Below are 25,739 nucleotides of genomic sequence, written 5' to 3'. Positions count from 1 at the left end.
GTATTGCCTGACCCAGACAATTCGCGCACCGTGCCAGCTATCTCATCGCGGGCAATGTGTCCGGTGCGAGTGCGGGCGTGCGCGTGTACGTGGTCACGGGACTGACGAAGCCGCCGTGTTGGCAGGCGCTGGCCCGATGCGAGTGAATACCGCCGCTGCCCTGTCCAGCTGACGGGCGAAGTGGGTCTGAGCCTGCATTTTCCGCGTAGTCCACGCGAGAACGCACGCTCAGGCCCGATCCGCTATCCCGGCGTGGGGGCCGATGTTGGTCATGAAACCTGAAATATCAAGGGCGGCATGGCAACGCGTTGCTGGCGACGCTGTTGTGAGTCAAGTGCCCAGGGTTAGTCCGGCGGCGGTGATGGCGACGGATATCTCGAGTGTTGCGCCGAGGATGTCACCGGAGAGTCCGCCGAAGCGGTGAGTGCAGTGTCGGGCCCATAGAGCTGAAATGCCCAGGGCGACAAGGACAACGGCGGGGCCGAGCCAGCGGTGGTTCGGGACGGCGAGTATGCCCGCGGCAACGGCGAGGGCGGACCAGAGCGCGACGGTGATCAGGTGCTGGGTCCCGGCGACTAATGCGCCGAAGCCGGTGCCGGGCGCGGCAGCGATGCCACGCCGACATGCGAGGACCACGACCACTCGGCCGACTGCCACCGCGAGCAGCACCGCGAACCAACGCTCGGCCTGGGCCAGTGCGGCGAACGAAAGCGCTTGGATCCCAACGACGAACACAATTGCCGCCACCCCGAACGGCCCCGTGTCACCACGCTTCAATATCTCCCTGGCCCGCTCGGGCGACCCATAGGACCCCAACCCGTCCAGCGTGTCGGCCAACCCATCCAGGTGCATCCCCCGAGTGATGAGCGCCAACCCGGCAACCACCACCAGCCCCGCGACCGCAGCACTCACCCCACCCCACACCAACACCCACAGCACCCCGACCCCGGCGGCCCCGAGTCCCACCCCCACCAACGGCGCCAACGCAATCGCCCGCCCCGCCGCGCTCCGATCGACACTCTCCGGCCCCCGCACCGGCAGCACCGTCAGCCACGACACCGCAAGCCGCACAGCGTTCATATTTGCCGACCTGTAATCGCTCGACCATCGCCATCGTCCGATCCACGCAGCGAAACCGCCGTCGCGCACGCCCTACGCCGTGCACCGTTCATGCTGAGCGTTCCGTCGGCTCGGAGTGCCCGGTCCGCCTGTCGCCGGAGGCGTGTGTTGCCGCTGGTGGTTGGGGTCGCCCTGCGAGTCGGGACCGTCGGCTGCCGATGGCGGTTGTCGCGGAGCTTCGGACCGAGAGCGCGGTCCGCTTGCCCGAAGCGCAACGCTCGCTCGTTGCGGAAGGCGCGTGCGGTCACCGTCTATTTCCGCAAGTCCGGTTGCGCGGTCGCTTCAGCGGCGATGCTGGTCTCGGCTTCGGCTTCGGCTTCGGCTTCGGCTTCGGCTTCGGCTTCGGCTTCGGCTTCGGCTTCGGCTTCGGCTTCGGCTTCGGCTTCGGCGACCGAATCGGCTGTGCTCACACCGGCTTCCACGAAGGTGGCCATTTCGGCGAGGGTGGCCACGGCGGCGCGGAGGACGGGGAGGGCGGTCAGGGCGCCGGATCCTTCGCCGAGGCGCATGTCCAGGTCGAGGAGGGGCTCGAGGCGGAGGTGGCGCAGGGCGAGGGTGTGCGCGGGTTCGGTGGAGCGGTGGCCCGCGAGCCACCAGGCGCTGGCACCCGCGGCCAGATCCTCGGCGACCAGGGCGGCCGCCGTGACGACCACGCCGTCGAGGATGACCGGAGTCCGTCGGGTTGCGGCCTGGGCGAGGAAGCCCGCCAGGGCGGCGAAGTCGGCGCCTGCGGCTACGCGCAGTAATTCGACCGGGTCCTTGGCGACCGGGCGGGCGCGGCGCATGGCATCGCGGATCGCGGCGACCTTGCGGATCCAGCCCGCATCGTCCACGCCGGTACCCCGGCCGACAGCGGCGATGGGTTCGGTATCGGTAAGGGTCGCGATGAGGACGGTGGCCGGTGTCGTATTGCCGATGCCCATATCGCCCGCGATGAGCAGGTCGGCGCCCGCATCAATCTCTTCGTCGGCGATCGCCTTGCCCGCGGCGAGCGCGGCATGGATCTCGTCCTCGCTGAGCGCGTCTTCGCGATCGATCGCCCCGCTCGAGCGCCGCACTTTGTGCTTGGCGACCTGCGGATCGGTATCGGCATCGACGGAAATATCGACGACCCGCACGGTCGCACCCGCTACTCCGGCCAGCGTATTCACCGCCGCGCCGCCGCCGAGGAAATTGGCGACCATCTGCGCGGTCACCTCACTCGGATATGCCGAAACACCGTGGCGCGCAATGCCGTGATCTCCGGCGAACACCACCACCCGCGCCCGCTCGAACTGCTTCGGTGGGCACACGCCCTGACATGCCGACACCCAATTCCCAAGCGTCTCGAGCCGCCCGAGCGCCCCTCCGGGTTTGGTCAGCTGCGCCTGCCGCTGCTCCGCTGTCGCCCGAGCCCCCGCATCGGGTGGCACAACCGGTCCGAATCCGTCTGTCACTATCGAGCCTTTCCGGGTCGGGGCAGTTCATTCCTACACCGCGCAGTCCATATCCGGCCCAATCTTGCCGCCACCACCACCCATCCGCACCACCCACCCCGCACCCGATGCCTCCTCCCGCGCGCTCGCGGCCCACCCGGCCGTCCGCGCGGCGCATCCTGTTCGGTTGGCACGACACCCGATACGTCGCGGCTCTCGCGAGTGAGGCGACGTGATCGCCGCAGCTGTGCGGTCCTATTTCAGGCGGAGAGGGAGCCCGGCGACGATTAAGAAGGCCTCGTCGCATGTTTGCGCGAGGCGTTGGTTGAGGGTGCCGATCTCGTCGCGGAAGAGGCGGCCGGAGCGGGTGGCGGGGATGACGCCCATACCTACCTCGGGGGTCACGATCACCAAGCGACCGGGGTAGGCAGTGACGGCGGCGACCAAGCCGTCCGTGTCTGGTGCGATGGTGCCGCGCGGGGCATCCCAGGCCTCGCGCGCGTCGATTCGGGCGGTGAGCCAGGTGCCGATATCGTCGATCAGTGTGGTTCCGGCTGGGGGAGCGGCGGTGAGAACCGTTGCCGGATCGGCGCTTTCGAGGACTGTCCAGTCCGCGGGCCGGCGATCGCGGTGGCGCGCGATGCGCTCGGCGAAGTCGAGGTCGGCGGGATCGGGAATCGCGGTGGCGATATAGCGCACCGGGCCGCCCTCGGCCGCCAACACCTCCGCGAATGCCGACTTACCGGATCGCGCGCCGCCGAGCACGAGGATGCGGTGCGCGCGGCTGCTGATAGATAAGCGATCCGACACGGCAGCACCGTATCAATCCGCCGCGGTCATGCCTGCACCTCGCTGGCGCTCGGTTCCGGCATGACCGCATAAGCGGCTGTGTTGATAGATCACTCGCTTCGCTCGCTCATGCCTGCACCTCGCTGGCGCTCGGTTCCGGCATGACCGCATAAGCGGCTGTGTTGATAGATCACTCGCTCAGGCGCGCTGCTCAGTCGCCTCCGTGCCTCCGAACCGGCGGCGGTACTCGGTCGGTGCGATACCGACGACCTTCTGGAAGTGATGCCGCAGCAGCGCACCGGATCCGAATCCCGCTTGTGCGGCGATCTGTTCCAGCCCCTCGTCGGTGTCCTCCAGCAGATGCTTGGCGTAAAGCACACGCTGATTGGTCAGCCATTTCACCGGTGTGGTTCCGGTCTCTGCGGCGAAGCGGCGGGCGAAGGTGCGGGTGGACATCATCGAGCGAGCGGCCAGATCGTCGATGGTGTGCGGCAGGTCGAGGTTTTCGTTCATCCACTGCAGCGTGGAGGTGAGACTGTCGGAGGTGCATTCGGGCACCGGACGCTCGATGAATTGGCGCTGCCCGCCATCGCGCTGCGGCGGCACCACCATGCGCCGCGCGATCGCATTCGCGACGGAACTGCCGATCTCCCGGCGCACCAGGTGCAGGCAGGCGTCGATGCCCGCGGCCGTGCCCGCCGAGGTGATCAGATTGCCCTCGTCGACGAATAGCACGTCGGGATCGACCGTGGCCTCAGGGAACTGTGCTGCCAATTGGTCGACATAGCGCCAATGCGTGGTGCACTTGCGACCGTCGAGCAGCCCGGCTGCCCCGGCCAGGAACGCACCGGAACATACGGTGAGCACGATCGCTCCACTATCCGACGCGTCCCTGATCGCGTCGAGGACCCGCGGATCGAGTCCCTTCTCGAAGGCCGATGCGGGAAAAGCCGGAATCGCCACCAGATCGGCCTTCGCCAGCTCCTCGAGCCCGAACTCCGGTGTGACGGTGATACCGGGAGTCGTGGACGGCAGCGGCTTCCCCGGCTCGGCCCCGCACACCTTGAAATCGAATCCGGGCAGTCCGTCCGCGGTTCGGTCGAGTCCGAAAACCTCGCAGACCACACCGAATTCGAACATTGCCAGGCGCTCGGAGAGCACCACCGCGACCTTGGACAGCATGCATCGAGCGTACCTGGCTGAATCTTTACGAACAATGTCAGAACAGCCACTTTCGGCGGTAAATCACCGAGCGCAAAATTACTGCCATGATAACTTTTCTCGTAAGCATGGCGGTCGTAGTGGGCTTCGCGGTCCTCGTCACACGAGGCGGTCACGCCGGATCAGCGAATGTCATCGATCGCGACGCCCAGCGCCTGCAGTCCGATCTGTCCGCCATCATCGCCCACTCACATCACCACTGAGGCCGCACGATGGACAGGGCCGCTCTCCCGACCACTAGGGAGCGAGTTTTACGCGCGGCTCGTCTCGCGGTCCGAGTCGTCGAAGCGTTGCGACCAAGTCGCGACTCTCGACGGCGCCGCTAGCTTGCAGGCCGCTCCAAAGGGGCGGACGGAAGACACCAGAGGGCCGCGAACACGCGGCGCCGCAGGCGCTGCAAATCAAACAGCGTCGCCCGGTCCGACCCGCGGCTTCGGCGCCCGCATCTTGCGGATCTGTGAGGCGCGGACGAAGGCGTACCAACCCAGCTTGTAGCCGGTATCGGTGCTCTCCGGGAAGCGCTCACGCACCCGTCCGTTGACGATTCGGCCGAGCAGGAAGCCCTCGGCGATCATGAAGAACATCATCACCAGCATGGCCAACGTCACAATTGTCTGCAGCGCGGGCGCGACGAACATGGACAGGATCAAGACCAACGCCATCGGCATGAACAATCCGACCAGGTTGCGCCGGGCATCGACGATATCGCGCACGAAGGCCCGAACCGGGCCCTGATCGCGAGGCAGCAGGTACTTGTCCTCACCGGCCAGCATCCTGGCGCGCCGATCCTGGGCCGCCAGCCGACGCTCGGCCGAGGCGGTCTTACGGTCCTCGCGATTGCCGCGGGTCGCCTTGCGCCGGGCGCGGGCTTCCTTCGCGGTGAGCGGGGCCGGAGCCACCGGACCGCGCCGCTTGCCTTGGGCGTCACGACGTTTCGGCGTCGGTCGGCCCTTGCCCTCGGTGACGGTGGCCGCTTTAGTGGTGGAGACTGCGGTCGAGCCGCCATCCGAGCCCGCCGTCTTGTCGGCGCTCTCGTCGGTGGTGCTGGACTCGCCGCGACGGAACAATTTCACGCGACCAGGCTATTCGATGCGGTACCCCGCAGGAAATGAGGTCGGTGGGAGGTTGTGTCCACCGCAGTAGCCGGTGGTGGCAAGATGGGGGAATAACAGCCCGCTGAGTGGTGTTGACAGCCACGAGCCGTGCGCTGTTCACGGGTTGAACACAGCTGTCCTGAGGAGAGTTCATGACTGTGCAAGACGAGACGACCACCCACGGTGTGACCCTGACCGATGCCGCCGCCGGCAAGGCGAAGGCGCTGCTCGACCAGGAGGGTCGCGACGACCTCGCCCTGCGTATCGCCGTGCAGCCCGGCGGCTGTGCGGGCCTGCGCTACCAGCTCTTCTTCGACGACCGCTCGCTCGACGGTGACCTGACCGTCGACTTCGGCGGCGTAAAGCTGGCCGTCGATCGGATGAGCGCGCCGTACGTGCAGGGCGCCTCGATCGACTTCGTCGACACCATCGAGAAGCAGGGCTTCACGATCGACAACCCGAACGCCACGGGTTCCTGCGCCTGCGGCGACTCCTTCAACTGACGCCTCGGCCGGTTTCCCCGAACGGCATCGGCCATAGTGGCCACCGCCGTCGGCGAAACGGCTGACTTCGTACGAGTATGGGTAACTCGCCGGGCGCGCCCAGAACTCGGCGGCGAATTCAACCGTGGGCCCGCGACGAAACGTACCCAACCGTCGGCAATAGTCTGGGGATGCGGGGGAAAGTCGTCGGAGACGTCCAGAACTGAACTGGGCACCGGCCGCTGGTCCGCCATGAAAGCCTCGGGCACTCACCGATCGGCAAGAGACTCGGCGAGTCGGGTGAGCTACGGTGAAGGCGCGGGTTAATCCCGCGCCTTTCGTCGTCTGCCGCCTACCCGAAGGGGCTCAGCCTCGTGTCTATCGCCGTGTCCGCGTCCATTGCGACCGACCATCTCATGCGTTTCCCCGGACGGTTCGCCGACGCGCTGCTGGCCGATCAGCTCGACCACGTCTCGGTGAGCTTTCTCGTCGATGATCTGCAGATCCGCAAGGGCGGTGTCGCGGGCAATATCGCCTACGCCATGGGCGTTTTGAACCGGACGCCGCTGCTCGTCGGTGCGGTCGGCGCCGATTTCGCCGAGTACGGCGCCTGGCTGGAGAAGCATGGTGTCGACTGCTCCACCGTCAAGATCTCGGACCAGGCCCATACCGCACGCTTCGTCTGCACCACCGATGACGATATGGCCCAGATCGCCTCGTTCTATCCGGGCGCGATGAGTGAGGCCCGCGATATCTCGATCGGCGAACTCGCCGAGCAGCACACCCTCGACCTGGTGCTCATCGGCGCCAACGATCCCGAGGCCATGCTGCGCCACACCGCCGAATGCCGCGAACTCGGCATTCCGTTCGCCGCCGACCCGTCCCAGCAGCTGGCCCGCCTCGACGGCGATCAGTCAGTGCAGCTGATCGAAGGCGCCGCATACCTTTTCACCAATAAGTACGAGTGGGCGCTGTTGCTGCAGAAGACCGGTCTGAGCGAGGAAGAGATCGCGCGCAAGGTCGGCATCCGGGTCACTACGCTCGGTAAGGACGGCGTGCAGATCGTCGACCGTGATGGCACCGAGGTGATCGTCGGTGTGGTTCCTGAGGTGAACAAGGTCGAGCCCACCGGCGTCGGCGACGCCTTCCGCGCGGGCTTCCTCACCGGCCACACCACCGGACTCTCGCTGGAGCGCTCCGCCCAATTGGGTTCGCTCATCGCGGTTCTCGTGCTCGAGACCATGGGCACCCAGGAGTGGACCCTCAACAAGGACGACGCGCTCGAGCGCCTCACCAAGGCTTACGGCCCCGAAGCCGCCGCCGACATCAAGCCCTTGCTCTGACCCGCACCGCTCTCCACGGCCGCACCATCCCCGGTGCGGCCGTTCGCGTCTACTCCCCGCGCCGATACCGCTGCCGCGCACGTTCTCGCGCGCCACGCACGATGCATCGGGCAAAATCATGCGCGTCGCGCAAAACCATGCGTGTCGCGCGAAAAGCTCTGCGCTACAGTGCGCATCGCACCGAGGTGACGACACCTCCGCTGCCGCGGACGTTTTCGCGCGACACGTACGAATTCACCGGGCCAATCCATGCGCGGCGCGCGAAAAGATGTGCGGCACAGTCGCATTGCATCGACGGTGCCGCGCGCGTTGTGTCGCGTCGCGCACGGGTTTGCTCGGGAATCGGTGCGCGGCGGGCGAAACGTGCGCGGCGGCAGCGATTAGAGCGAGACCGGGTAGACCGGCTCCTGGATATCGGGAGTGATGCGCTTCTCGACGAAGATCCCGTGCCAGACCATGAAGACCAGCAGCGTCCACAGCCGGCGGCTGTGGTCGCCGCGGCCCGCGCGGTGGTCTTCCAGCATGCCCTTGATCGCGCCCTTGTCCAGCAGGTGATCGGTCTGCGATTCGGCGATCTGCAGGTGCGCCCAGTCGTACAGTTCGGTGCCGCGCAACCAATGCCGCAGCGGGACAGGGAAACCCAGCTTCGCCCGGTGCAGCACGTGCGGCGGCACGATGCCCTCGAGCGCCTGGCGCAGTGCGTATTTCGTGGTCTCCTTGGTGATCTTCTGCTCGTAGGGCAGCTGCTCGGCGACCTGCAGCACCTCGGAGTCCAGGAAAGGTACGCGCAGCTCGAGCGAATTCGCCATGGTCATCTTGTCGGCTTTGACCAGGATATCGCCGCGCAGCCAGGTGTAGAGATCCAGATGCTGCATGCGCGCCACCGGATCCCAGCCGCGTGACTGCGCGTAGATCGGCGCGGTGACGTCCTGGTGCGTCCATTCCGGCCGGAATTCGCGCAGCACCGCGCGCAGTTGCGCATCGCTGAAGCTGCGCGCATTGCCGTAGTAGCGCTGCTCCAAGGGCAGTGAACCGCGGTGCAGCAGGCTTTTACCGCGTGTGCCGTCCGGAATCCGCTCCGAGAGCTTGCCCGCCAGCTTGCGCACCCCGCCCGGCAAGTACTCGAAGGGCTTGAGCGACAACGGTTCCCGGTAGATCGTGTAGCCGCCGAACAGCTCGTCGGCGCCCTCACCGGAGAGCACCACCTTGACGTGCTTGCGAGCCTCCTTGGCCACGAAGTACAGCGGAACCAGCGCCGGATCGGCCACAGGATCGTCGAGGTACCAGACGATTTCGGGAATAGCGGCCGCGAACTCGGCGGGGGAGACCACCTTGACGATGTGCCGCGCGCCGATCGCCTCCGCGCTCTCGGCGGCCACATCGACCTCGGAATAGCCCTCGCGTTCGAAGCCGGTGGTGAAGGTGATCAGCTTCGGGTTGTGCCGCATGGCCAGCGCGGCGACGGCAGTGGAGTCGATGCCGCCGGACAGGAACGATCCGACCGTCACATCCGCGCGCATATGCTTGGCGACCGAGTCCTCGAGGGCTTCGGCGATATCGCGATATCGGGCGGCCGCCGAACCGGGGGCGAAGGGCCGTACCTTGAACTGCGGGTTGAAGTAGCGCGTGATCTGCGGCGCCGCACCCGCACGCACGGTCGCGTAGTGCCCGGATTCCAGCCGACGGATGTCCTTGTGCAGCGTCTCCGGCTCCGGCACGTACTGCAGCACCGTGTAGTGCTCCAGCGCCCGCGGGTCCAGCGCATCGGACAGCCCGAGCGAGGGCAGCAACTCCAGCAGACTTTTCTTCTCACTGCCGAACGCGGTCCCGCCCGGCCCCGTCGCCAGGAACAGCGGCTTGATCCCGAACGGATCGCGCGCCAGGAACAGCTCCTGGGTTTCGGTATCCCAGATCGCGAACGCGAACATGCCGCGCAGCTTGCGCACCGCCTCCGGACCCCAGTAATGGAAGGCCGCGACGATCGCCTCGCTATCGCCCTCGGTCTCGAAGATCCTGCCGTCCGGGTACTCCTCGGCATGCGCCTTCGCGAGTTCCTCGCGGATCTCGATGTAGTTGTAGATCTCACCGTTGAAGGTCAGCGCGTAGCGTTCCCGGTTCTGCGCTGGTCCCCAGCGCAGCGGCTGGTGCGAATGCTCGATATCGATGATCGACAGCCGGTTGAAACCGTAGATCACGTGATCGTCGTGCCAGGTCCCGCGCTCGTCCGGGCCGCGATGGCGCACGCAGTGCAGGGCGTCGTACACCCTCCCGACCACGTCGTCGGTTGCCGCATCAGATGTCAGAAATCCGAGCAGTCCACACACGGCGTCGGCAACCTCGTTTCCTACTTGGTACGGGCGCTGGCCCGATTCATTGGGTGGCTGCGCCCGATAGGTGGGCGCACAGGACGAAATCTCGTGTCCGAGTATGCCGCACTGGGTGGATTCGTGTGTCGCGCCCACCGTGTTCCGTGAAGGCCGTGGCCCGCTGAGTGCCGCGATCTACCGATGCCTCGTTGGCGTCCGACGGCGCGACGAAATTTCATATCCGAGTGCGTCGCACCCCACCGGATCAGCCTGCCGTGTCCGGCGTGGACGGTGCGGCGTCGAGCGCAGGAACGCGCAGCTCGCCTGGCACCCGAAATGTCGTGTCCGAGTGCGTCGCATGCATCGGATCCGGTCGCGGCGCGCGCCCTGTCCTGGGACGATGTCCGGGTGACCGGACCCACCCCCGGAGGCGGCGGAGTGTCGAATGCGACCCGACGTCAAACGGGGCGCCGGTTTGGTCTACGCTGCGTAGTACTCAGGACATTCTTAGGTGGCGCGTGCGCAGACCGGAATGCCCTGAAACGTGCTTAGGACGTACCGCCGGGCGATCGCAACCCGAGCGGTGCACTGTCGGAATGTGTGGCGACCAGGAAGGCGTGAGCGTGGCGCACAAGGCGAGCGAAGAGATCGGGGCACGACCCGTGAAGGGTCGGCAGGGCCGTCTCCTTCGGCGGGTCGGCTTGGCGGTGTCCTTGGGGATCACCGCGATGCTCGTCTCGGGCTGCTCGATCGACAATGTTTGGCTGCGATTCGGCTGGCCCTCGGGCATCACGCCGCAGGCCACCCGGATGCGGGAACTGTGGACCTGGTCGGTCCTCGCGGCATTGGCGATGGGTGTGCTGGTGTGGGGGCTGACCTTCTGGACCGTCACCTTCCACCGCAAGAAGAAGGACTCCCCGGAGTTCCCGCGCCAGACCGGTTACAACGTGCCGTTGGAGCTGACCTATACGGCCGTCCCGTTCGTCATCATCGCGGTGCTGTTCTACTTCACCGTGGTCGTGCAGAACTACGTGCACGAGAAGGTCGCCGACCCGGACGTGACTGTTGACGTGACGGCCTTCCAGTGGAACTGGAAGTTCGGCTATCGCAATGTCGACTTCAAGGACGGCTACCGCTTCGACGGCATCGATAAGGCCCGCGAGGACGCCAACCAGGAGCAGCTCGAGGAGTACAAGGAGCGGACCAAGGACGGTCACCCGCAGCCGGGCCCGGTGCACGGCAAGCCGGAGAACGACATCCTGTCCTACCTGCACTACGACAAGGTCGAGACCGTCGGCTCCAGCAGTGAGATCCCGGTGCTGGTGCTGCCGACCGGCAAGAACATCGAATTCCAGCTGGCCGCCGCCGATGTGGTGCACGCCTTCTGGGTGCCGGAGTTCCTGTTCAAGCGCGACGTGATGCCGAATCCGAAGGAAAATCACTCGGATAACGTCTTCCAGATCACCAAGATCGAGAAGGAAGGCGCGTTCGTCGGCCGCTGCGCCGAGATGTGCGGCACCTTCCACTCGATGATGAACTTCGAGGTCCGCGCGGTATCGCCGGAGAAGTTCACCAAGTACATCGATGCGCGCAAGGCGGGTAAGACCAACGCCGAGGCGCTCGAGTCCATCGGTGAATCCCCGGTCGCGACCTCCACCCAGCCGTTCAACACCAAGCGCGACACCAAGAGCGCGTCCGCGGTAGAGAGCAAGTGAGGACTGATCTGAAATGAAGATCGAAGCGCGGATTTTCGAACTGCTCACGGTGTTCTTCATCATCGTGGCAGTCGTGTACGGCTACTTCACCGGCCAGTCGCGGACCGGTGTCGAGTGGGCGGGCACCACCGCGACGGTGCTGACCGCCGGTCTGTCGCTGATCATCGGCACCTACTTCCGTTTCGTCGCACGTCGCCTCGACCTGCGTCCGGAGGACTACGAGGATGCCGAGATCGTGGACGGCGCGGGCGATCTGGGTTTCTTCTCGCCCGGCAGCTTCTGGCCCATCACCCTGGCCGGCGCGGGCTCCATCACCGCTCTCGGCCTGGCGTTCTTCCAGTTCTGGCTGATCGGCATCGGTGTGGTCTGCATCCTCGGTGCGGCCGCCGGTCTCGTGTTCGAGTACTACCTCGGCCCCGAAAAGCACTGAGCGAATAGCCCTTTCCGAAGCGCCTCACCGGAATCCGGTGAGGCGTTTCGGCGTTTCGGCGCAGTCTGCCGCGTGCGACGGCCGAGGCTCGCGCGGCGTCGTAATGAATGATCGCGATCGGGCTTCGGGACCAGTGTGTCGATCGGTGCGCGCAGCACGAATCCCGGATGCTCGTCGAAAGTGTTCACGCGGACATGTCCGCTCGGGCGAAGCGGGAGAGGATGCGGTTGGTGCAGCGGGGTGCGACGCCGGCCAGTCCGCGCAGGGTGCGCGCGAAGCGGGGTTCGAGACGGGCTGGGCGGGTGCGGATGGCGGTTTCGATCAGGCGGGCGGCGTCGGACGGTTCCAGTGCGGGTTCGGTGACGTAGTGCGCGATGGTGCCGGTATCGGGTTGCACGGCCGGATATTGGACGTCGGTCACCTGGATGCCGCGCGGCGAGAGTTCGGCGTCCACGCATTGACCAAAGGTGGTCCAGGCGGCCTGGGAGCTGGCGTAGGAGGCGAAATTCGGGGTGGCGCCGGTCTTCAGGCTCCACGGGCCGACATTGATCACATGGCCGGAGCCGGATTCCAGCATGGCGGGCAGCAGGCCGAGCGTCAGGCGCAGCGGGCCGAAGTAGTTGGTCGCCATCATGCGCTGGTAGTCGCGGAAGCGATCCAGTGATTGCGAGACCGGTCGGCGCAGCGGTCGGCCCGCGTTGTTGATCAGCACATCGACCCGGCCGAAATCGCTGAGCACCCACTCGACCAGCTGATCGACATCACCCAGTGCGGAGATATCGCAGCGGAACCAATTCGCCGCACCGCCCGCATCGACGATCTGATTGCAGGTGGCGACGAGTTGATCCCCGCGCCGGGCGACCAGCAGCAACTGCGCCCCCTGTGCGGCAAGCAGCGTGGCGGTGGCGCGACCGATTTCGGAGCACGCATCCGTCACGAGAACCCGTAGCCCCTTGACGGATTCGGGCCGCTGACGCTTACGATCCGGCAGATGGGTCGGGGCAGTGCGGAATTCGAGCATCAGAGCAACCTTCACCGTAGATGGGCTGAACCAACGCATCGACACCCCGCCGACAGTGCCGAAGGCGACCGCCGCCGCCGACAGATAGCCGACCGCCGAAGGGACGGTGAGGCTATTTGCTGGCGACTATATGCGGCGCGACACAGTCTAATCCGTGGAGTCGTACCTCAGGGCGTGTTCGGATGCGCAGATCTCATCGATTCCGGTAACGATGTCGCGCAACAGTTCTGAGGGCAGCGCGGAGGGCCGCAAACGGCAGGTGAAGGTGATCAGTCCGTGGTCCTCGACCGCGAGTCCGTGCGCTTGTGCCTCCTCACGCAGGTACTTCGAGCGCACGCCGTAGGTCATCGCGGAGATGACGGTGAAGCATCCGGTCCGCTCCCGGTGTCCAGCAAATAAATCGTGCAGTCTGTAGAAAACCGAGGCGTAGGTCGACAGCGGCGCGAAAATCGCGACCCGGTAGGCGGGTCCGCGTTCGGAGGAGCTGATGACCGTGTCGGCCAGATACTCCGCATCGCGCAGTGTCAGCACCTTCGGGGCGAACATGAGCGCGCCCGCCGCGGCATTGCGCACCGGTGCGCCCGCGCGCCCGCCCGCGGCAGAGGCGATGACGCCCAACGACTTCCTGGTCTTGGTGCCGACCTCACGTCGCGCACGCAGCGAGCGGGTGGGCGTGGTGGGGTAGAGGCTCGACCACTGACCGAACCGCACGGTCCCCAACTGCACGTGGCCGGTGCCGACCGGACGCGACACCTTCAGCGGCGCGGTATCGACCCAACGACCGACCTGCAGTGCGACATTGCCCGGCCGGGCGATTTCGGCGTAGGCGTGTTCGACGAAGGAGTCGAAGTCCAGGAAGCGGTCGGCGTCGGTGGTGAGCCAGGTGTGGTCCTTATCGATGTCGACCGCATCGAGGGTGAGTGCGGTGATGATGCCCGCGCGCCCGCCCGCGCCGAGGATCCGGTGGAAGCGCTCGGTGTGGTGGTTGCGACCGCAGGTGCCGATGCGTCCGTCCGGATCGACGTACTCCAGGTCCACGATCTGATCGATGAACATGCCGTACTTGTGCGATGCCGTGCTGACACCGCCGACCGAGGCGAAACCGCCCGCGGTGATATCGCGGTGGTCGCCGACGATCGGCAGCCCGAGCCCGTGCGCGCCGAGGCGTCGATCGATATCGGAGAGTTTGGCGCCCGCCTGCACGCGCACGGTCCGTCTGCCGAGGTTGATATCGAGCACCGCGTTCATCTTCCGCAGCGACACCACGGCGCGCGGATCGGGCAACGACAGACCATCGTCGATCGGTTCGCCGCCACGCACCGTGAGGTTTTCCGCGCGACCGCGTGAATTCCGCACCGTACGAACGACATCCGCGGTGTCACGAGGTAGATATTCTTCGGCGGCGACAGTGTGCGGCGTGCTCATGGATCGAAAGCTAACCACAGCGCGGTCTCCGATGCTCGTTCGATCTCTACTGTTACCGGACTGGCGGCGCCAGCCGCTGGCTGAACAGGACGTATCCGGTCGCATCGCACAGATTGACCGTCAGTTCTCTTGACTTGCCATCGATCAGTACCTCGCCGAAATGTTGGAAGCTATCCAGCGGTGAGGCGTTCTGAACGGCGGGAGCGTGCACGAATATCGCCTCCGGCCCGAAGGTGCCGTCGAGCGGATTCGGGCCGAACGCGCCGGCATTCAGCGGTCCGGACACGAACTCCCAGAACTCGTCGAAGTCGGTGAAGGCGGCGCGCTCGGGCGAGTAGTGGTGGGCAGCGGTGTAGTGCACATCCGCGGTCAGCCAGACCACGCCGCCCACCTTGTTCGCCTTGATCGCCGAGAGCACTTGGGCGATTTCGGTTTCCCGGCCGGATGGGGCGCCGTTGTCGCCATTGGCGGGGCCCTCGTAGGCCGTCACTTTTTGTTCACCGTCCTTGACGACAAGTCCGAGCGGTAGGTCGTTGGCGACGATTTTCCAGGTGGCCTTGGAATCGCGCAGACCTGCGATGAGCCACTTCGTCTGTTCCGGACCGAAAATGCGACCGGTGGGTCCGTTGTCGATGTCGTTGATGTCCTTATAGGTCCGCATATCGAGCACGAAGACCTCCAAGAGCGGACCGTAGGAGATCTTGCGGTAGAGACGGCCGTCGACGGCCTCCCTGGGCTCCAACGGCATCCACTCGTGGAAGGCCTGCCAGGAGCGCGTCGCGAGGATATCCATGCTGCGGTCGCTGTAACCCTTGGTCTCGGCGACCAGTCCGCCGTGGTACCAGTTGTTGACGGTTTCGTGATCGTCCCACTGGACCACCTGGGCGACCGAGGTATTGAAGCGGCGGTAGTTCTGGTCGGTCAGGTTGTAGGCATAGTTGCCGCGGAACTGCTCCAGCGTCTGCGCGACAGCGCTTTTCGCCTCGGAGACGGTATTGCGCCAGATCCGGCCGTCGGGCAGCGTCACCGATTCCCGCAGCGGACCATCGGCGTAGATCGAATCACCGGAGTGGATGAACAGGTGCGGGTCGCGCGCGGCCATGGCGGAGAAGATCTTCATACCGCCGAGGTCGGGGTTGATGCCGTAGCCCTGGCCGACCACATCGCCGGACCACTGCAGTTTGATATCCGACGCGGCAGCGGGCACGGTGCGGAAGACCCCGGTGATCGGTTCGGAGGTCGCGCCGTCCTCGCCTTCCAGGCTGACCCGGTAGTGCACCAGCTGGCCCGCGGGCAGACCGTTGACGCGCACACGCCCGGTGCCATCGGAATCCGGGGTGAGCAGTGGGCCGGTGAATCGTTTGGCGTCGGTGAACGATTCGGTAGCGGCGGTCTCCACGATCAGTTTCGCGGGCTGATCGGAGCGCGCCCAGATCAGCGCGCCATCGGTGCGCGGATCGCCCACCGCGACGCCGTGGGTGAGATTCGGGCGAGGACGGACCAGCGTGGGTCCGTCGTTCGAGCAAGCGGCGAGCACGGGGACCGCGACGGGACCGAGGGCGCAGGTGCGCAGCAGGGTGCGCCGGGAGATGCCGAAGTCCGAACCAGTCATTGGCTCACCTTGGCGCAGGGAGTCCAACACCATGTGAACTCCCATCATCGGCTCGGCCAACAAGCGGCCGGTATCAGCTGCGTGGTCGGAGTTCGATGATCGGAATGAGTCGGTCGGTCTTCTTCTGGTAGCCGAGATAGCGCGGTTGCACGGCGGTGATCTGCTTCCATGCCTGCTCACGGCGTTGCTCGTCCAACTGTTCAGCCGTGACGTGGTACTTCGTACCGCCCACCTCGGCCCAGACCTGATCCGGATGTGCGGCGATATTGTGATACCAGCCCGGATGCTGGATCGCGCCGCCCATGGAGGCGACGATCAGCCAGCCGCCGTCATCGGCCGGAAACCGGCTCACCGTCACCTGACGCTCCGCACCGCTCTTCGCGCCGACGGTGGTCAGATACAGCAGGTCCATCCCCATGAATCGGTCGTGGCGGAAGCGGTGATATCGCTCCATCGCCCGGATGAAGAAACGGAATACCGGATTGGGTGAGGGCGGTCGGGAACCTCGGGTGCCCGCCGGAATCTTTTGAAAACTCATGATTCGCTCCCCTACCGCTCGGAACTGTCCGCCTAACAGCATTCCACTTCGGTGATCATTTCGGGGCCGGACGCCAGATGACAGAAGACCCCGAACCGATGGTTCGGGTCTTCTGGTGCACGCCTCAGCAGGTGTTGTCGCAGAGGATTTCGAATGCACGGACGGCGTCTTCCGGGAAGACGAGTACCCGGTGGCGGGCCGGGTGAGCCGGGCCGGTGGTGGCGCGGATCCCGTTATCACGCAATAGGCCGCGGACCGTGCGGGCGGTGGCTTCAGTGGCGACCGTCGCTGCCGCGACGAGCAGCCCGTAGTCCTCGGTGACCGGCTCATGCGAGCGCGTGAGCCACATCATGGGGTGTGCCTTTCGCCGTCGGTGCTTCGGTCCTGGTACTTCTGCAGCACGGCGAGCTGTTTGCGCTCCTCGGCGTGCTCGATCTCGAAGAACCGCTCGGATTCCGCCGCGGGATCGGGTCGCAGGAAGCTACCGGTGCCCGGTTTGCCCGCCGAACCGAGTTTGTTCATCTTCTTCGGGATCGCCGCGCCCTGGTAGGCCATTGGGATCGGATGACCGTGCTCGTCGACCGGCCCGAGCGCCTGGTGCACCTCGACATACTCACCGTGCGGCAGTCGCTTGATTATGCCCGTTTCGATGCCGTGCTCCAGCACCGCCCGGTCACTGCGCTGCAGACCGATACAGAACCTATAGGTCATGAAGTACGCGATCGGGGGTGCGATCAACAGGCCGATGCGGCCCATCCAGGTGGTGGCATTGAGCGAGATGTCGAACTTCAACGCGATGATGTCATTGACACAGCTGAGCGTCAGCACCACATAGAAGGTGATCGCCATCGCGCCGATTCCGCTGCGCACCGGCACATCTCGCGGCCGCTGCAACAGATTGTGTGCCGCGTAATCCTTGGTGAGCCGCTTCTCGATCCATGGATAGGCGGGCAGGATCACGAGCACCAGCCCCATCACGACCGCCACCCAGAACGCCGCCGGGATGGTGTAGTTGCCGAGGTATATCTCCCACGGCGGCATGAGCCGGGCCAGGCCATCGGTCCACATCATGTAGAAGTCCGGTTGCGAACCCGCCGACACCTGCGCTGGGTTGTAGGGCCCGAGTTCCCAGATCGGATTGATCTGGAAGACACCGCCCATGACCGCGACCGTGGCGAGGGTGAACATGAAGAACGCACCCTGGTCCGCCGCGAAGACCGGCACGATGCGCGCACCGATGACATTGCGCTCGGTGCGACCCGCCCCCGGGAACTGCGTGTGCTTCTGATACCAGACCAGCGCGATATGCGCTGCGATCAGCGCGAGCATGATGCCCGGGAATAGCAGCACATGCGTGATGAACAGACGAGGAATCAGCACCTCGCCCGGAAATTCGCCGCCGAAAAGGGCGAAGTGGATCCAGGTGCCGACGATCGGGATGCTCATCGTGATCCCGCCGAGCGGTGAACGCAGGCCGGTGCCCGACAACAGGTCATCGGGCAGGCTGTAGCCGAAGTAGCCCTCGAACATGGCCAGTATCAACAGCGTCGACCCGATCACCCAATTCGCTTCGCGCGGTTTGCGGAACGCGCCGGTGAAGAAGATCCGCAGGCAGTGCACGACTATCGCGGCCAGGAACATCAGCGCGGCCCAATGGTGTACCTGCCGGACGAACAGACCGCCGCGCACCTCGAACGAAATGTCCAGGGAGCTGGCATAAGCCGCCGACATATGCACACCGCGCAGCGGTTGATACGCGCCGTCGTAGACCACTTCGGTCATCGATGGATCGAAGTACAGCGTCAGGTAGATGCCCGAGATCAGCAGAATGATGAAGCTGTACAAGGCGATCTCGCCGAGCAGGAAGGCCCAATGCGTCGGAAAGACCTTATTGATCGAGCGTTTCACGAAGGCCGCGGCGCGGTACCGCTCATCCGCGGCGTCGGCATGCCGCGCCACCTTCGAACTCATCGCTGGCTCCCGTCCGAGCCGAGTGGCGCCACCTCGTGACGAATGGACAGCACAGGCATTGTCATCTCCTCCTCGATCGGAAACCGGTACGCATAAGACGGTTGAGCGGTCCGAAACGTGACGGCGTGGATGTGAGAGGTTTTGCCGGAGTGCGAATCAGCGGGCGAATGCCCCTGATGGGAGGCACCGCCGTGTGACGGAGATCTCGTCAGGGCTCGGGGAGTTCGTTCAATGCGGCGACCCGGTGTTGCCGAGATCGCCCATCCGCGAGCGGCGGGCCGCCGATCGGCCGGTAGGGTACCGAATCCCTTGCACTACTGCTGGTGCTCATGGCCGTAGGACTCGAGGCGCGAACGCCCCGGGCATCCGGTGCGCTGCCGCCACGAACGCCGCACATGCTTCGGATTGTTTAGCCCCGGTGGCTGTTTCGACCCCGCTATTGACGTCCACCGCGAACGGACGCACCCGTGCGATGGCATCGGCGACATTGTCCGGGCCGAGCCCACCGGCGAGGATGACCGGGCAGCCCAGTTCGTGCAGCGCTGTCACGATGGCCGCGCTCACCGACCAGTCGTGGGTTCGTCCGGTGCCGCCCAAGCGGTCCGCGGTGCGTGAATCGAGTAGTACCGCATCGCAATCCGCGGCGGCCTGACGTGCGGCGTCAGTCGCCTCCGGTCCCGTGACGTGCACCGCCTTGATGATCTTCCGGCCACCAGCGGTCTTGCGGACTTCACGAACAGTGTCGATGGCGACGAGACCGTGCACCTGGATTGCGTCCACGCCGATTCGGTCGGCTAGGTTCACGATCGCGGCCGCGTCCTCCAGATGGGTGACCAGGACACGGGTGACGAAGGGGGGAACGAGCCGCGACAGCGCCTCGGCGTGTTCGGCGTCGAGGGCATCTTCGCTGAAATGGGTAATACCGGAGATCAATCCGATGGCGTCGGCACCGGCGGCCAGCGCGATCCGCAGATCGTCTTCGGACCTGATCCCGCAAATCTTTGCCCGCACCGTCACGACTAAACGATATGCGCCGGGCTGTGCAACCACCGAAAACCGAACGAGCCCGGTGCGTTCGGCACCGGGCTCGTGGAGGTAGGAGGGCTAGCTGGCGGCCGTCTCCGGGATGCGGGTGGGTTCGGGGGCCGGACCGCTGGGGACACCCTTCTTCAGGCTGGCGGCGTAGACGTCGACGTATTCCTGGCCGCCGAGTTGCATGAGTTCGTACATGACCTCATCGGTGACGGCGCGTTCGACGAAGCGGTTGCCGCCCATGCCTTCGTAGCGGGAAAAGTCGATGGGGGCGCCGAATTTGACGGTCACCTTGTGGCGGCGCCAACGAAACGGCCCGGGCGGGCAGACCTCGAAGGTGCCGATGACCGCGACCGGGATAACGGGGACGCCGGTCTCGAGCGCGAGACGGGCCAGGCCGGTCTTGCCCTTGTACAGGCGACCGTCGGGGGAGCGGGTGCCCTCCGGGTAGAGGCCGACGAGGTGACCCTTGTCGAGCAGTTTGCGTGCGGCGTTGAGCGCATCATCGGCCGCGCCGGCGCCGCTGCGGTCGATCGGGTACTGGCCGGTGGCGCTGAAGAAGAACTTCTGCAGCCAGCCCTTGAAGCCAGGGGCGGTGAAGTACTCGGCCTTGGCGAGATAGCTGATCCGACGCGGGCTCATCAGGGGAGCGAACAACCAGTCGGAGAAAGACAGGTGGTTCCCGGCCAGGATGGCCGGTCCGTCGGCGGGGATATGTTCCACGCCTTCGACCGCCGGACGGTTGTAGAGGTGCATGAACGGTCCTGGGAACAGGTACTTCAGCATCCAGTAGAGCATGGCGTCCTAACCCCCGCGGCCGGGATCGTTTACGGGTACAACCGTCTGTTGCCGACTTTACCGCTGGGTAGAGATCACATCCAAGCCGAGCGGCGTATCTCACCACATGTTCTCGAGTACTGATAACCGACCACTCAGTGGGTGGAACGAGCCACCCAGGAACGGCCGCGGCCGGTCTCGGCGAGGGTGGCCCTGGCGAGCTCCGCCGCGCCGATCATCCCCGCCGCCTCACCGAGCTGCGTGGTCCGAATCCTGGCGAGTGGTCGATGCCCCGCACCGGTGATCGCCCGCGCGTACTCCTCGCGCGCCTCGTCCAGGAACTGCGGCGCCGAACTGCTTACGCCACCGGCGATCACGATCAGCCCGGGATCGAAGATATCGCTGACGAATGCCAGCCCGAGCCCGAGCCAGCGGGCGAAATCGGCCATGACCGCCACGGCCAACGGGTCGCCGTCCTGGGCGGCCCCGGCCACCCGGCGTCCGGTCAGCGAACCGGGATCGCGCAGCACCTCACGCGCCAGCACGGTCGAATGCACCGGATCGGTGGCCAGCATTTCGATCGCGGTATCGACCAGAGCCGTTCCGCTGCAATACCTTTCCCAGCAGCCGCGCTTGCCACACGGACAGGACCGGCCCTGGGGCACTACCTGCAGATGTCCCAGCTCGGGTGCGACACCGTGCGTGCCCCGATACAGTTCGCCGTCGATGAGCAGCGCCGCGCCGATGCCGGTGCCGATCGCGACGAGCACTGAATTGTGTCCGCCCGCGGCCGCACCGAATCGGTACTCGGCCCACATGGCGGCATTGGCGTCGTGCTCGAGGATCACCGGCAGTTCGAGGCGTTCGGTGAGCCGCTGCGCGACCGGGGTGTCCTGCCAGGGTAGGTGCGGTGCGAAGCGCACCGTCGAGCGATCGGCGTTGATGAACCCGGCGACTGCCAGGCCGACCGCGCCGATCGGATGTCTGCGGCACAGTTCGCGGACCGCGCGATCCAGCGCGTTCTCCAGCGCGCGTGCCGAATGCGGTGTCGGCGCCACCACGGTGTCGAGCACCTCGCCGTCGCCGTCGACCACCGATGCGCGAATATTGGTGCCGCCGACGTCGATTCCGACGGTCAGTGGTCGCGCATCCGCTACTCGCGCCGTCATGCCTTGATCGTTACGGGGATGCCGATATAGCGGGATCGCTTGCGCCCGGACGAGTTCGACTGCCGCGTGCGGGTATCCGCTTCGGCAGGTGTGGATTCCGTATCCGGTGCGTCGTCGTGCTTTTCGGGAGCGAACGAATGATCGTGCGGCACACCGTCTTCGGGCATGACCGGATCGACCGGGACCCCTGCGAGCGCCTCGCGCAGTACCGTGACGATCGCGGTTCCGTGCTCGGCCACCACCGCAAGCACATCGTGATGCTCACCGCGCACCAGCGCCGCGGCCGCGCAGACCGGGCACCAACTGCAGCTCGACCAGTCCGGCTGTCCGTCGGCCGCGCGGCGCAGTACGGGTTCGACCCGTTCGAGCACCGCCTCGGCCAGCAGCTTCAATTCCTCGGCGAATTCGCCGAGGCCGTCACCGGGCTCGGCAGCGCCGGGCCAGTCATTCGATTCGCTCATGCCTGCGCCTCGCTGAGCTCGCTCATACCGGCCACACTTCCGGGTCCGGGTGGAAACGCACGATCAGATAGCCGTCGTCGAGTTCGGCGCCGTCGACCGTGCACCGCCGCAATACCGGCGCCAGGCGCACCCGGCGTCGGACCCCGTCCGCTCCCACGATCAAATCGTCCTCCACTCGTCCCAGTCGCAACGTCGCCGGATCGACGACGGGCAGGTGCATCCGCAACGCGTACACCGAATGCAGACCGGTGCCCGATTCCAATCGAACCACCGGCTCGCCGGAACTTGTGCGAACCTCCGCCGGATTGTCGCTCAGCTTCGAGTCGGCATTCAACCGCTCACCCGAATCCATCGCATACGACAGCGCGGACAGGGACGTGAGCCCGACCGGTTCGGGCCCGGTGTGCTGTGCGATCAGCACCCGTGTCCCGTTCATACCCCGTTGCAGCCGGTTCACCACATCCAATTGTTCGGCGCGTCGATTCACATACCACTGCACGGCGGGATGGGCGGCCACCTCGAGTGCGGTCGGCGGGGGCACGGCGGGCAGCACCTTGTTCACCACCACCGCGTCCAGCCGCAGCCCGAGCAGCGCCGCCGCCGAACGCACCCGCTCCGATTCGGCGATGGCGACCTGTTCGGCGACGGTGATCAGTCGCGCACCGGTGCGGCCGTGATCGGCGAGCAGGTCGCGTACCTCGGTCACCGCCTTGACGATCCGTTCGACCGTGGTGGCCAGCACCACGCGCCGCAGATCGGTGCCGACCATACTCATCGCCCGCTCATGCGGCGGCCATATCCGCTCCACATAACCGAGCAGGGTTTCCGGCGCGGTGATGATGCGCAACATGTCCGCCGAGGGCGGACAGTCCACGACGATCACATCCCAGTCGTCCTCGGCGGCGAACTGGGTGATCTCCACCAGCATCAGCAGTTCCTGCACGCCGGGCAGTCCGGTCAGTTCCGCCGGATCCAGTGCTGCCAGGTCGATGCCGTGATCGTGGTCGGTTCCGGTCGCGAGCACGCGCACCACCTCGCGGAACCGATCCTCCAACAGCGCAAGGGAATCGACCTCGATCACATCGAGGCCGGGCAGTACGCTCGCGACCCCGGGCACGGTGCCTGGATCGTGCGGAAATCGGAAGCCGAGTGCGTCACCGAGCGAATGCGCCTGATCCAGCGAGGCCACCAGCACCCGCTGCCCCGCCCTGACATAGGCCATGGCGGTAGCGCAGGCCAATGTCGTCTTGCCGACCCCGCCTTTGCCGATGAATAGTTCGACCCGAGTACCGGCCGCCTCGGGTTTGTGCGCGATCAGCCTTCGACCCGTTTCTTCAGTTCCTTGAGCGCGGTATCGGTGATCACCTTCTCGGCCTTGCGCTTGAACATGCCGATCATCGGGATATTCAGGTCGACGGTCAGCTCATAGGTCACCTCGGTGGTGCCGTCGGGCTGGTCCACGAGTTGGTAGGTGCCGTCCTGCGCCTTCTGCAGTTCACCGCTGATCAACGTCCAGCTGACCGATTTGTCGTCCGGCCGCCAGGTGTAGGACAGCACATAGGTGTCCTTGACAACTCCGGCATCCAGAACGAAGCGCGCGGTCCGAGCTCGGCCCTCGGCGCTCTTCTCCAGCACCTCAACGGTTTTGGCCGCCGAGACCCACTCCGGGTAGGACTCCAGATCGGCGATGACGGACATCACCCGCTGCGACGGTGCATCGATGATGATCGACCTCTGGGTCCTGTCGGCCATGGCGGACAACGATTCCTTTCAGCTGCTTCTGCTGTGCTCGTGTGCGTCAGCGGGCGGTCGGGACGGTGTGTGCCGGTGCGACACCGGCCGCGCGGCCCGCCTCCAGCCTGGCCTTGATCTCGAACGACATATCCTTGCCCGCCACCCGGCGCGCCCGATTGGCTGCGGCCAGATCCCGTGTCGGCGCCTTCGGTTCGGCGTGCAGGAAGTAATGCAGGATCACCCCATCCAGAGCGGGCTCCAGCCATACTTCCATGGTTCCGGTCAGCGCACCGGCGATCGACCAGCGAATACCCTTGTCGGCCCGGTCTTCCCGGACGCCGAGGGTCAGATCGGGCCACCAGCGGCGCCAATTGTTCTCCCCGGACAGGATCTCGGCGACCGCCGCCCCGGGGGCGGCGACAAACGTCTGATCAGCGACCTGAATACTGCTCACGGCTTCGCCTCGCTGACGCTCGGCTCCGCCGTGCGCAGAGCGCGCTGGCACATGGTTCGCTCGCTTCGCTCGCTCACGACTTCGCCTCGCTGACGCTCGGCTCCGCCGTGCGCAGAGCGCGCTGGCACATGGTTCGCTCGCTTCGCTCGCTCACGACTTCGCCTCGCTGACGCTCGGCTCCGCCGTGCGCAGAGCGCGCTGGCACATGGTTCGCTCGCTCACGGCTGCGCCTCGCTGACGCTCGGCTCCGCCGTGCGCAAATGCGCGCTGTGTCTTTGGTTCACTCGCCGGCGCTCGTTCACAGCCCGAGCGTAGTAGATCACAGTCCCGACCTGTGAGCCGCCGTCGCCTTTATTGCAGCAGTTGACGCAGCCGAGCGCCCAGGCTATCCCAGCGCCACCGTTCCTCGACCCACGCGCGTCCCGCCGCGCCCATCTCGGCGGCGGCATCGCGATCGGACAGGATCTCGACGATGGCGGCGGCGATTTCGGTGGTCTTGCGTCCATCGACGACGCGGCCGGTCTTGCCCTCCAACACGGTCTCCGGCGCACCACCGGACCGTCCGGCGACCACCGGCACTCCAGACGCCGAGGCCTCCAGATACACGATGCCAAGACCTTCGACATCGAGGCCGGCCCCGCGGGTGCGGCTCGGCATGGCAAACACATCGGCCAGGGTGTGGTGGGCCGCCAGTTCGCTGGACGGTACCCGGCCGGTGAAGATCACGTCATCGCCGACACCGATGGCCGCCGCGAGCGCGTGCAATTTTTCCTCGTATGGTCCGCCGCCCGCGATCACCAGCACCGCACCGGGAATCCGCGCGCGGATCTCGAGCATGGCGACGATCAATGCGTCCTGGCCCTTGCGCGGAACCAGTCGGGAAAGGCACAGGACAGTCGGGCGATCGCCGAGTCCGTAGCGTTCACGCAATTCCGCGCGCGCGGCCGGATCCGGTCGGAACACCTCGGTATCCACTCCCGGCGGCAGATACTCGAGCGAGGCATTCGGTCCGAACGCCGAAGCGAACCGCCCGCGCGTATATCTGCTGACATAGGTGACGACATCAGTGTGCTCACCGATCGCGCGCAACGCCTGCCGCGCACCCGGCAGCATGGACCAGCCGACCTCGTGGCCGTGCGTACTGGCCAGAATCCGGGAGGCGCCCGCGCGCCGCAGCCTCGGTGACAGCAGCGCCAGCGGCGCCGCCGCACCGAACCACACCGTGTCGCAGTTCTCGCTGCGCAGCAGGCGTGCCGCCCGCCGCAGCACCAGCGGGGTCGGCAACATCAACGTGGTCGGATGGCGCACCACCTGGAACTTCTGCTTCGCATCGAATTTCAGATGACTGTCACCACGCCACCGCGGAGCGTAAACGACCAGATCATCGGGCGGCAGCTCACCAGCCAACGCCTGCAGATACGACTGGATACCGCCCGGCCGCGGCGGGAAATCGTTGGTAACCAGCAGAGTTCGGGCCATGCGAACAAACTACTGTGTTGGATTTGCCGCACCTGCGGCTGTGTCTAATTGCCGCGCCTGCGGCGCGGCGGGTTCGCGGCCCCCTGGTGTCTCGCGTCCGAGCCGTCGAGACTCGCGACTGCGTCGCATGCGCTTCGACGGCTCGGACGCGA

The 25,739-nt window shown here is 66.0% G+C and carries 24 protein-coding genes and 1 pseudogene; 5 read left to right on the top strand and 20 right to left on the bottom strand.

The window, feature by feature from the left end:
• Positions 1–330: 330 nt before the first annotated feature.
• From ACIBJI_RS24965 to ACIBJI_RS24950, 4 genes and pseudogenes are all read right to left on the bottom strand, one after another.
• Positions 331–1,080 (bottom strand): adenosylcobinamide-GDP ribazoletransferase, encoded by a 750-nt coding sequence (locus ACIBJI_RS24965; protein WP_364345272.1) that lies wholly within the window; start codon positions 1,078–1,080, stop codon positions 331–333.
• Positions 1,081–1,511: 431 nt separating this feature from the next.
• A pseudogene (cobT, locus tag ACIBJI_RS24960) lies at positions 1,512–2,555 on the bottom strand (nicotinate-nucleotide--dimethylbenzimidazole phosphoribosyltransferase); the annotation flags it as partial.
• A gap of 234 nt (positions 2,556–2,789) precedes the next feature.
• Entirely contained in the window at positions 2,790–3,344 is a 555-nt protein-coding gene (gene cobU, locus ACIBJI_RS24955; protein WP_396958633.1) for a bifunctional adenosylcobinamide kinase/adenosylcobinamide-phosphate guanylyltransferase, read from the bottom strand.
• Positions 3,345–3,521: 177 nt separating this feature from the next.
• Positions 3,522–4,505: a helix-turn-helix domain-containing protein gene (locus ACIBJI_RS24950; protein ID WP_364345266.1), complete on the bottom strand. Its 984-nt coding sequence runs from the start codon at positions 4,503–4,505 to the stop codon at positions 3,522–3,524.
• A gap of 107 nt (positions 4,506–4,612) precedes the next feature.
• On the opposite strand from ACIBJI_RS24950, the gene ACIBJI_RS24945 reads away from it, so the two are divergent.
• A complete protein-coding gene (locus ACIBJI_RS24945; protein WP_364345264.1) occupies positions 4,613–4,747 on the top strand; it encodes a hypothetical protein in 135 nt (44 codons plus the stop codon).
• A 198-nt stretch (positions 4,748–4,945) separates the two neighbouring features.
• Here ACIBJI_RS24945 and ACIBJI_RS24940 read toward each other — a convergent pair whose 3' ends face one another.
• The gene (locus ACIBJI_RS24940; RefSeq protein WP_397086159.1) at positions 4,946–5,617 is read right to left on the bottom strand and encodes a DUF3043 domain-containing protein; all 672 of its coding nucleotides are present in this window, start codon (positions 5,615–5,617) and stop codon (positions 4,946–4,948) included.
• A gap of 173 nt (positions 5,618–5,790) precedes the next feature.
• Here ACIBJI_RS24940 and ACIBJI_RS24935 point away from each other — a divergent pair, with 173 nt between their 5' ends.
• Both ACIBJI_RS24935 and ACIBJI_RS24930 read left to right on the top strand, forming a co-directional pair.
• Complete coding sequence (locus ACIBJI_RS24935; protein WP_330253730.1) at positions 5,791–6,141, top strand: iron-sulfur cluster assembly accessory protein; 351 nt, start codon at positions 5,791–5,793, stop codon at positions 6,139–6,141.
• Positions 6,142–6,494: 353 nt separating this feature from the next.
• Complete coding sequence (locus ACIBJI_RS24930) at positions 6,495–7,463, top strand: carbohydrate kinase family protein (protein WP_364345260.1); 969 nt, start codon at positions 6,495–6,497, stop codon at positions 7,461–7,463.
• A gap of 380 nt (positions 7,464–7,843) precedes the next feature.
• Here ACIBJI_RS24930 and asnB read toward each other — a convergent pair whose 3' ends face one another.
• On the bottom strand, positions 7,844–9,787 hold the full coding sequence (gene asnB, locus ACIBJI_RS24925; RefSeq protein WP_364345714.1) for an asparagine synthase (glutamine-hydrolyzing): 1,944 nt from the start codon (positions 9,785–9,787) through the stop codon (positions 7,844–7,846).
• 644 nt (positions 9,788–10,431) lie between these two features.
• On the opposite strand from asnB, the gene ACIBJI_RS24920 reads away from it, so the two are divergent.
• Positions 10,432–11,484: a cytochrome c oxidase subunit II gene (locus ACIBJI_RS24920; protein ID WP_364345712.1), complete on the top strand. Its 1,053-nt coding sequence runs from the start codon at positions 10,432–10,434 to the stop codon at positions 11,482–11,484.
• Positions 11,485–11,497: 13 nt separating this feature from the next.
• Entirely contained in the window at positions 11,498–11,914 is a 417-nt protein-coding gene (locus tag ACIBJI_RS24915) for a cytochrome c oxidase subunit 4 (protein WP_040688533.1), read from the top strand.
• Between the two features lie 184 nt (positions 11,915–12,098).
• On the opposite strand, the gene ACIBJI_RS24910 is transcribed toward ACIBJI_RS24915, so the two are convergent.
• The 14 genes from ACIBJI_RS24910 to ACIBJI_RS24845 all read right to left on the bottom strand — a co-directional run bounded on the left by ACIBJI_RS24910 (position 12,099) and on the right by ACIBJI_RS24845 (position 25,587).
• Positions 12,099–12,935 carry an SDR family NAD(P)-dependent oxidoreductase gene (locus ACIBJI_RS24910; RefSeq protein ID WP_364345257.1) on the bottom strand — a complete coding sequence of 279 codons (837 nt, stop codon included), beginning with the start codon at positions 12,933–12,935 and terminating at the stop codon, positions 12,099–12,101.
• 147 nt (positions 12,936–13,082) lie between these two features.
• On the bottom strand, positions 13,083–14,360 hold the full coding sequence (locus tag ACIBJI_RS24905) for an FAD-binding oxidoreductase (RefSeq protein WP_364345255.1): 1,278 nt from the start codon (positions 14,358–14,360) through the stop codon (positions 13,083–13,085).
• Positions 14,361–14,412: 52 nt separating this feature from the next.
• The gene (locus ACIBJI_RS24900; protein WP_364345253.1) at positions 14,413–15,972 is read right to left on the bottom strand and encodes an alkaline phosphatase D family protein; all 1,560 of its coding nucleotides are present in this window, start codon (positions 15,970–15,972) and stop codon (positions 14,413–14,415) included.
• A 73-nt stretch (positions 15,973–16,045) separates the two neighbouring features.
• Complete coding sequence (locus ACIBJI_RS24895) at positions 16,046–16,510, bottom strand: nitroreductase/quinone reductase family protein (protein WP_364345251.1); 465 nt, start codon at positions 16,508–16,510, stop codon at positions 16,046–16,048.
• Positions 16,511–16,634: 124 nt separating this feature from the next.
• Entirely contained in the window at positions 16,635–16,862 is a 228-nt protein-coding gene (locus tag ACIBJI_RS24890; RefSeq protein ID WP_397086156.1) for a hypothetical protein, read from the bottom strand.
• On the bottom strand, positions 16,859–18,481 hold the full coding sequence (locus ACIBJI_RS24885; RefSeq protein ID WP_397086154.1) for a cytochrome bc complex cytochrome b subunit: 1,623 nt from the start codon (positions 18,479–18,481) through the stop codon (positions 16,859–16,861). The genes ACIBJI_RS24890 and ACIBJI_RS24885 overlap by 4 nt, the downstream gene beginning before the upstream one ends.
• 327 nt (positions 18,482–18,808) lie before the next feature.
• Complete coding sequence (locus tag ACIBJI_RS24880) at positions 18,809–19,498, bottom strand: phosphoribosylanthranilate isomerase (RefSeq protein WP_396958639.1); 690 nt, start codon at positions 19,496–19,498, stop codon at positions 18,809–18,811.
• Between the two features lie 87 nt (positions 19,499–19,585).
• The gene (locus ACIBJI_RS24875; RefSeq protein WP_364345243.1) at positions 19,586–20,311 is read right to left on the bottom strand and encodes a lysophospholipid acyltransferase family protein; all 726 of its coding nucleotides are present in this window, start codon (positions 20,309–20,311) and stop codon (positions 19,586–19,588) included.
• A 134-nt stretch (positions 20,312–20,445) separates the two neighbouring features.
• On the bottom strand, positions 20,446–21,459 hold the full coding sequence (locus ACIBJI_RS24870; protein ID WP_364345241.1) for an ROK family protein: 1,014 nt from the start codon (positions 21,457–21,459) through the stop codon (positions 20,446–20,448).
• Positions 21,456–21,920, bottom strand: a complete 465-nt coding sequence (locus ACIBJI_RS24865; RefSeq protein WP_397086151.1) for a hypothetical protein — start codon at positions 21,918–21,920, stop codon at positions 21,456–21,458. The genes ACIBJI_RS24870 and ACIBJI_RS24865 overlap by 4 nt, the downstream gene beginning before the upstream one ends.
• A gap of 22 nt (positions 21,921–21,942) precedes the next feature.
• A complete protein-coding gene (locus ACIBJI_RS24860) occupies positions 21,943–23,235 on the bottom strand; it encodes an ArsA family ATPase (RefSeq protein WP_397086271.1) in 1,293 nt (430 codons plus the stop codon).
• On the bottom strand, positions 23,235–23,672 hold the full coding sequence (locus ACIBJI_RS24855; RefSeq protein ID WP_397086149.1) for an SRPBCC family protein: 438 nt from the start codon (positions 23,670–23,672) through the stop codon (positions 23,235–23,237). The genes ACIBJI_RS24860 and ACIBJI_RS24855 overlap by 1 nt, the downstream gene beginning before the upstream one ends.
• A gap of 46 nt (positions 23,673–23,718) precedes the next feature.
• Positions 23,719–24,108: a polyketide cyclase / dehydrase and lipid transport gene (locus ACIBJI_RS24850; RefSeq protein WP_397086147.1), complete on the bottom strand. Its 390-nt coding sequence runs from the start codon at positions 24,106–24,108 to the stop codon at positions 23,719–23,721.
• 351 nt (positions 24,109–24,459) lie between these two features.
• Positions 24,460–25,587, bottom strand: a complete 1,128-nt coding sequence (locus tag ACIBJI_RS24845; RefSeq protein WP_364345233.1) for a glycosyltransferase family 4 protein — start codon at positions 25,585–25,587, stop codon at positions 24,460–24,462.
• Between the last annotated feature and the right edge of the window lie 152 nt (positions 25,588–25,739).

The sequence above is a fragment of the Nocardia sp. NPDC050408 genome, from assembly GCF_044458905.1.
Classification (GTDB): Bacteria; Actinomycetota; Actinomycetes; order Mycobacteriales; family Mycobacteriaceae; genus Nocardia.
This window is presented reverse-complemented; position numbering and strand designations above follow the sequence as displayed.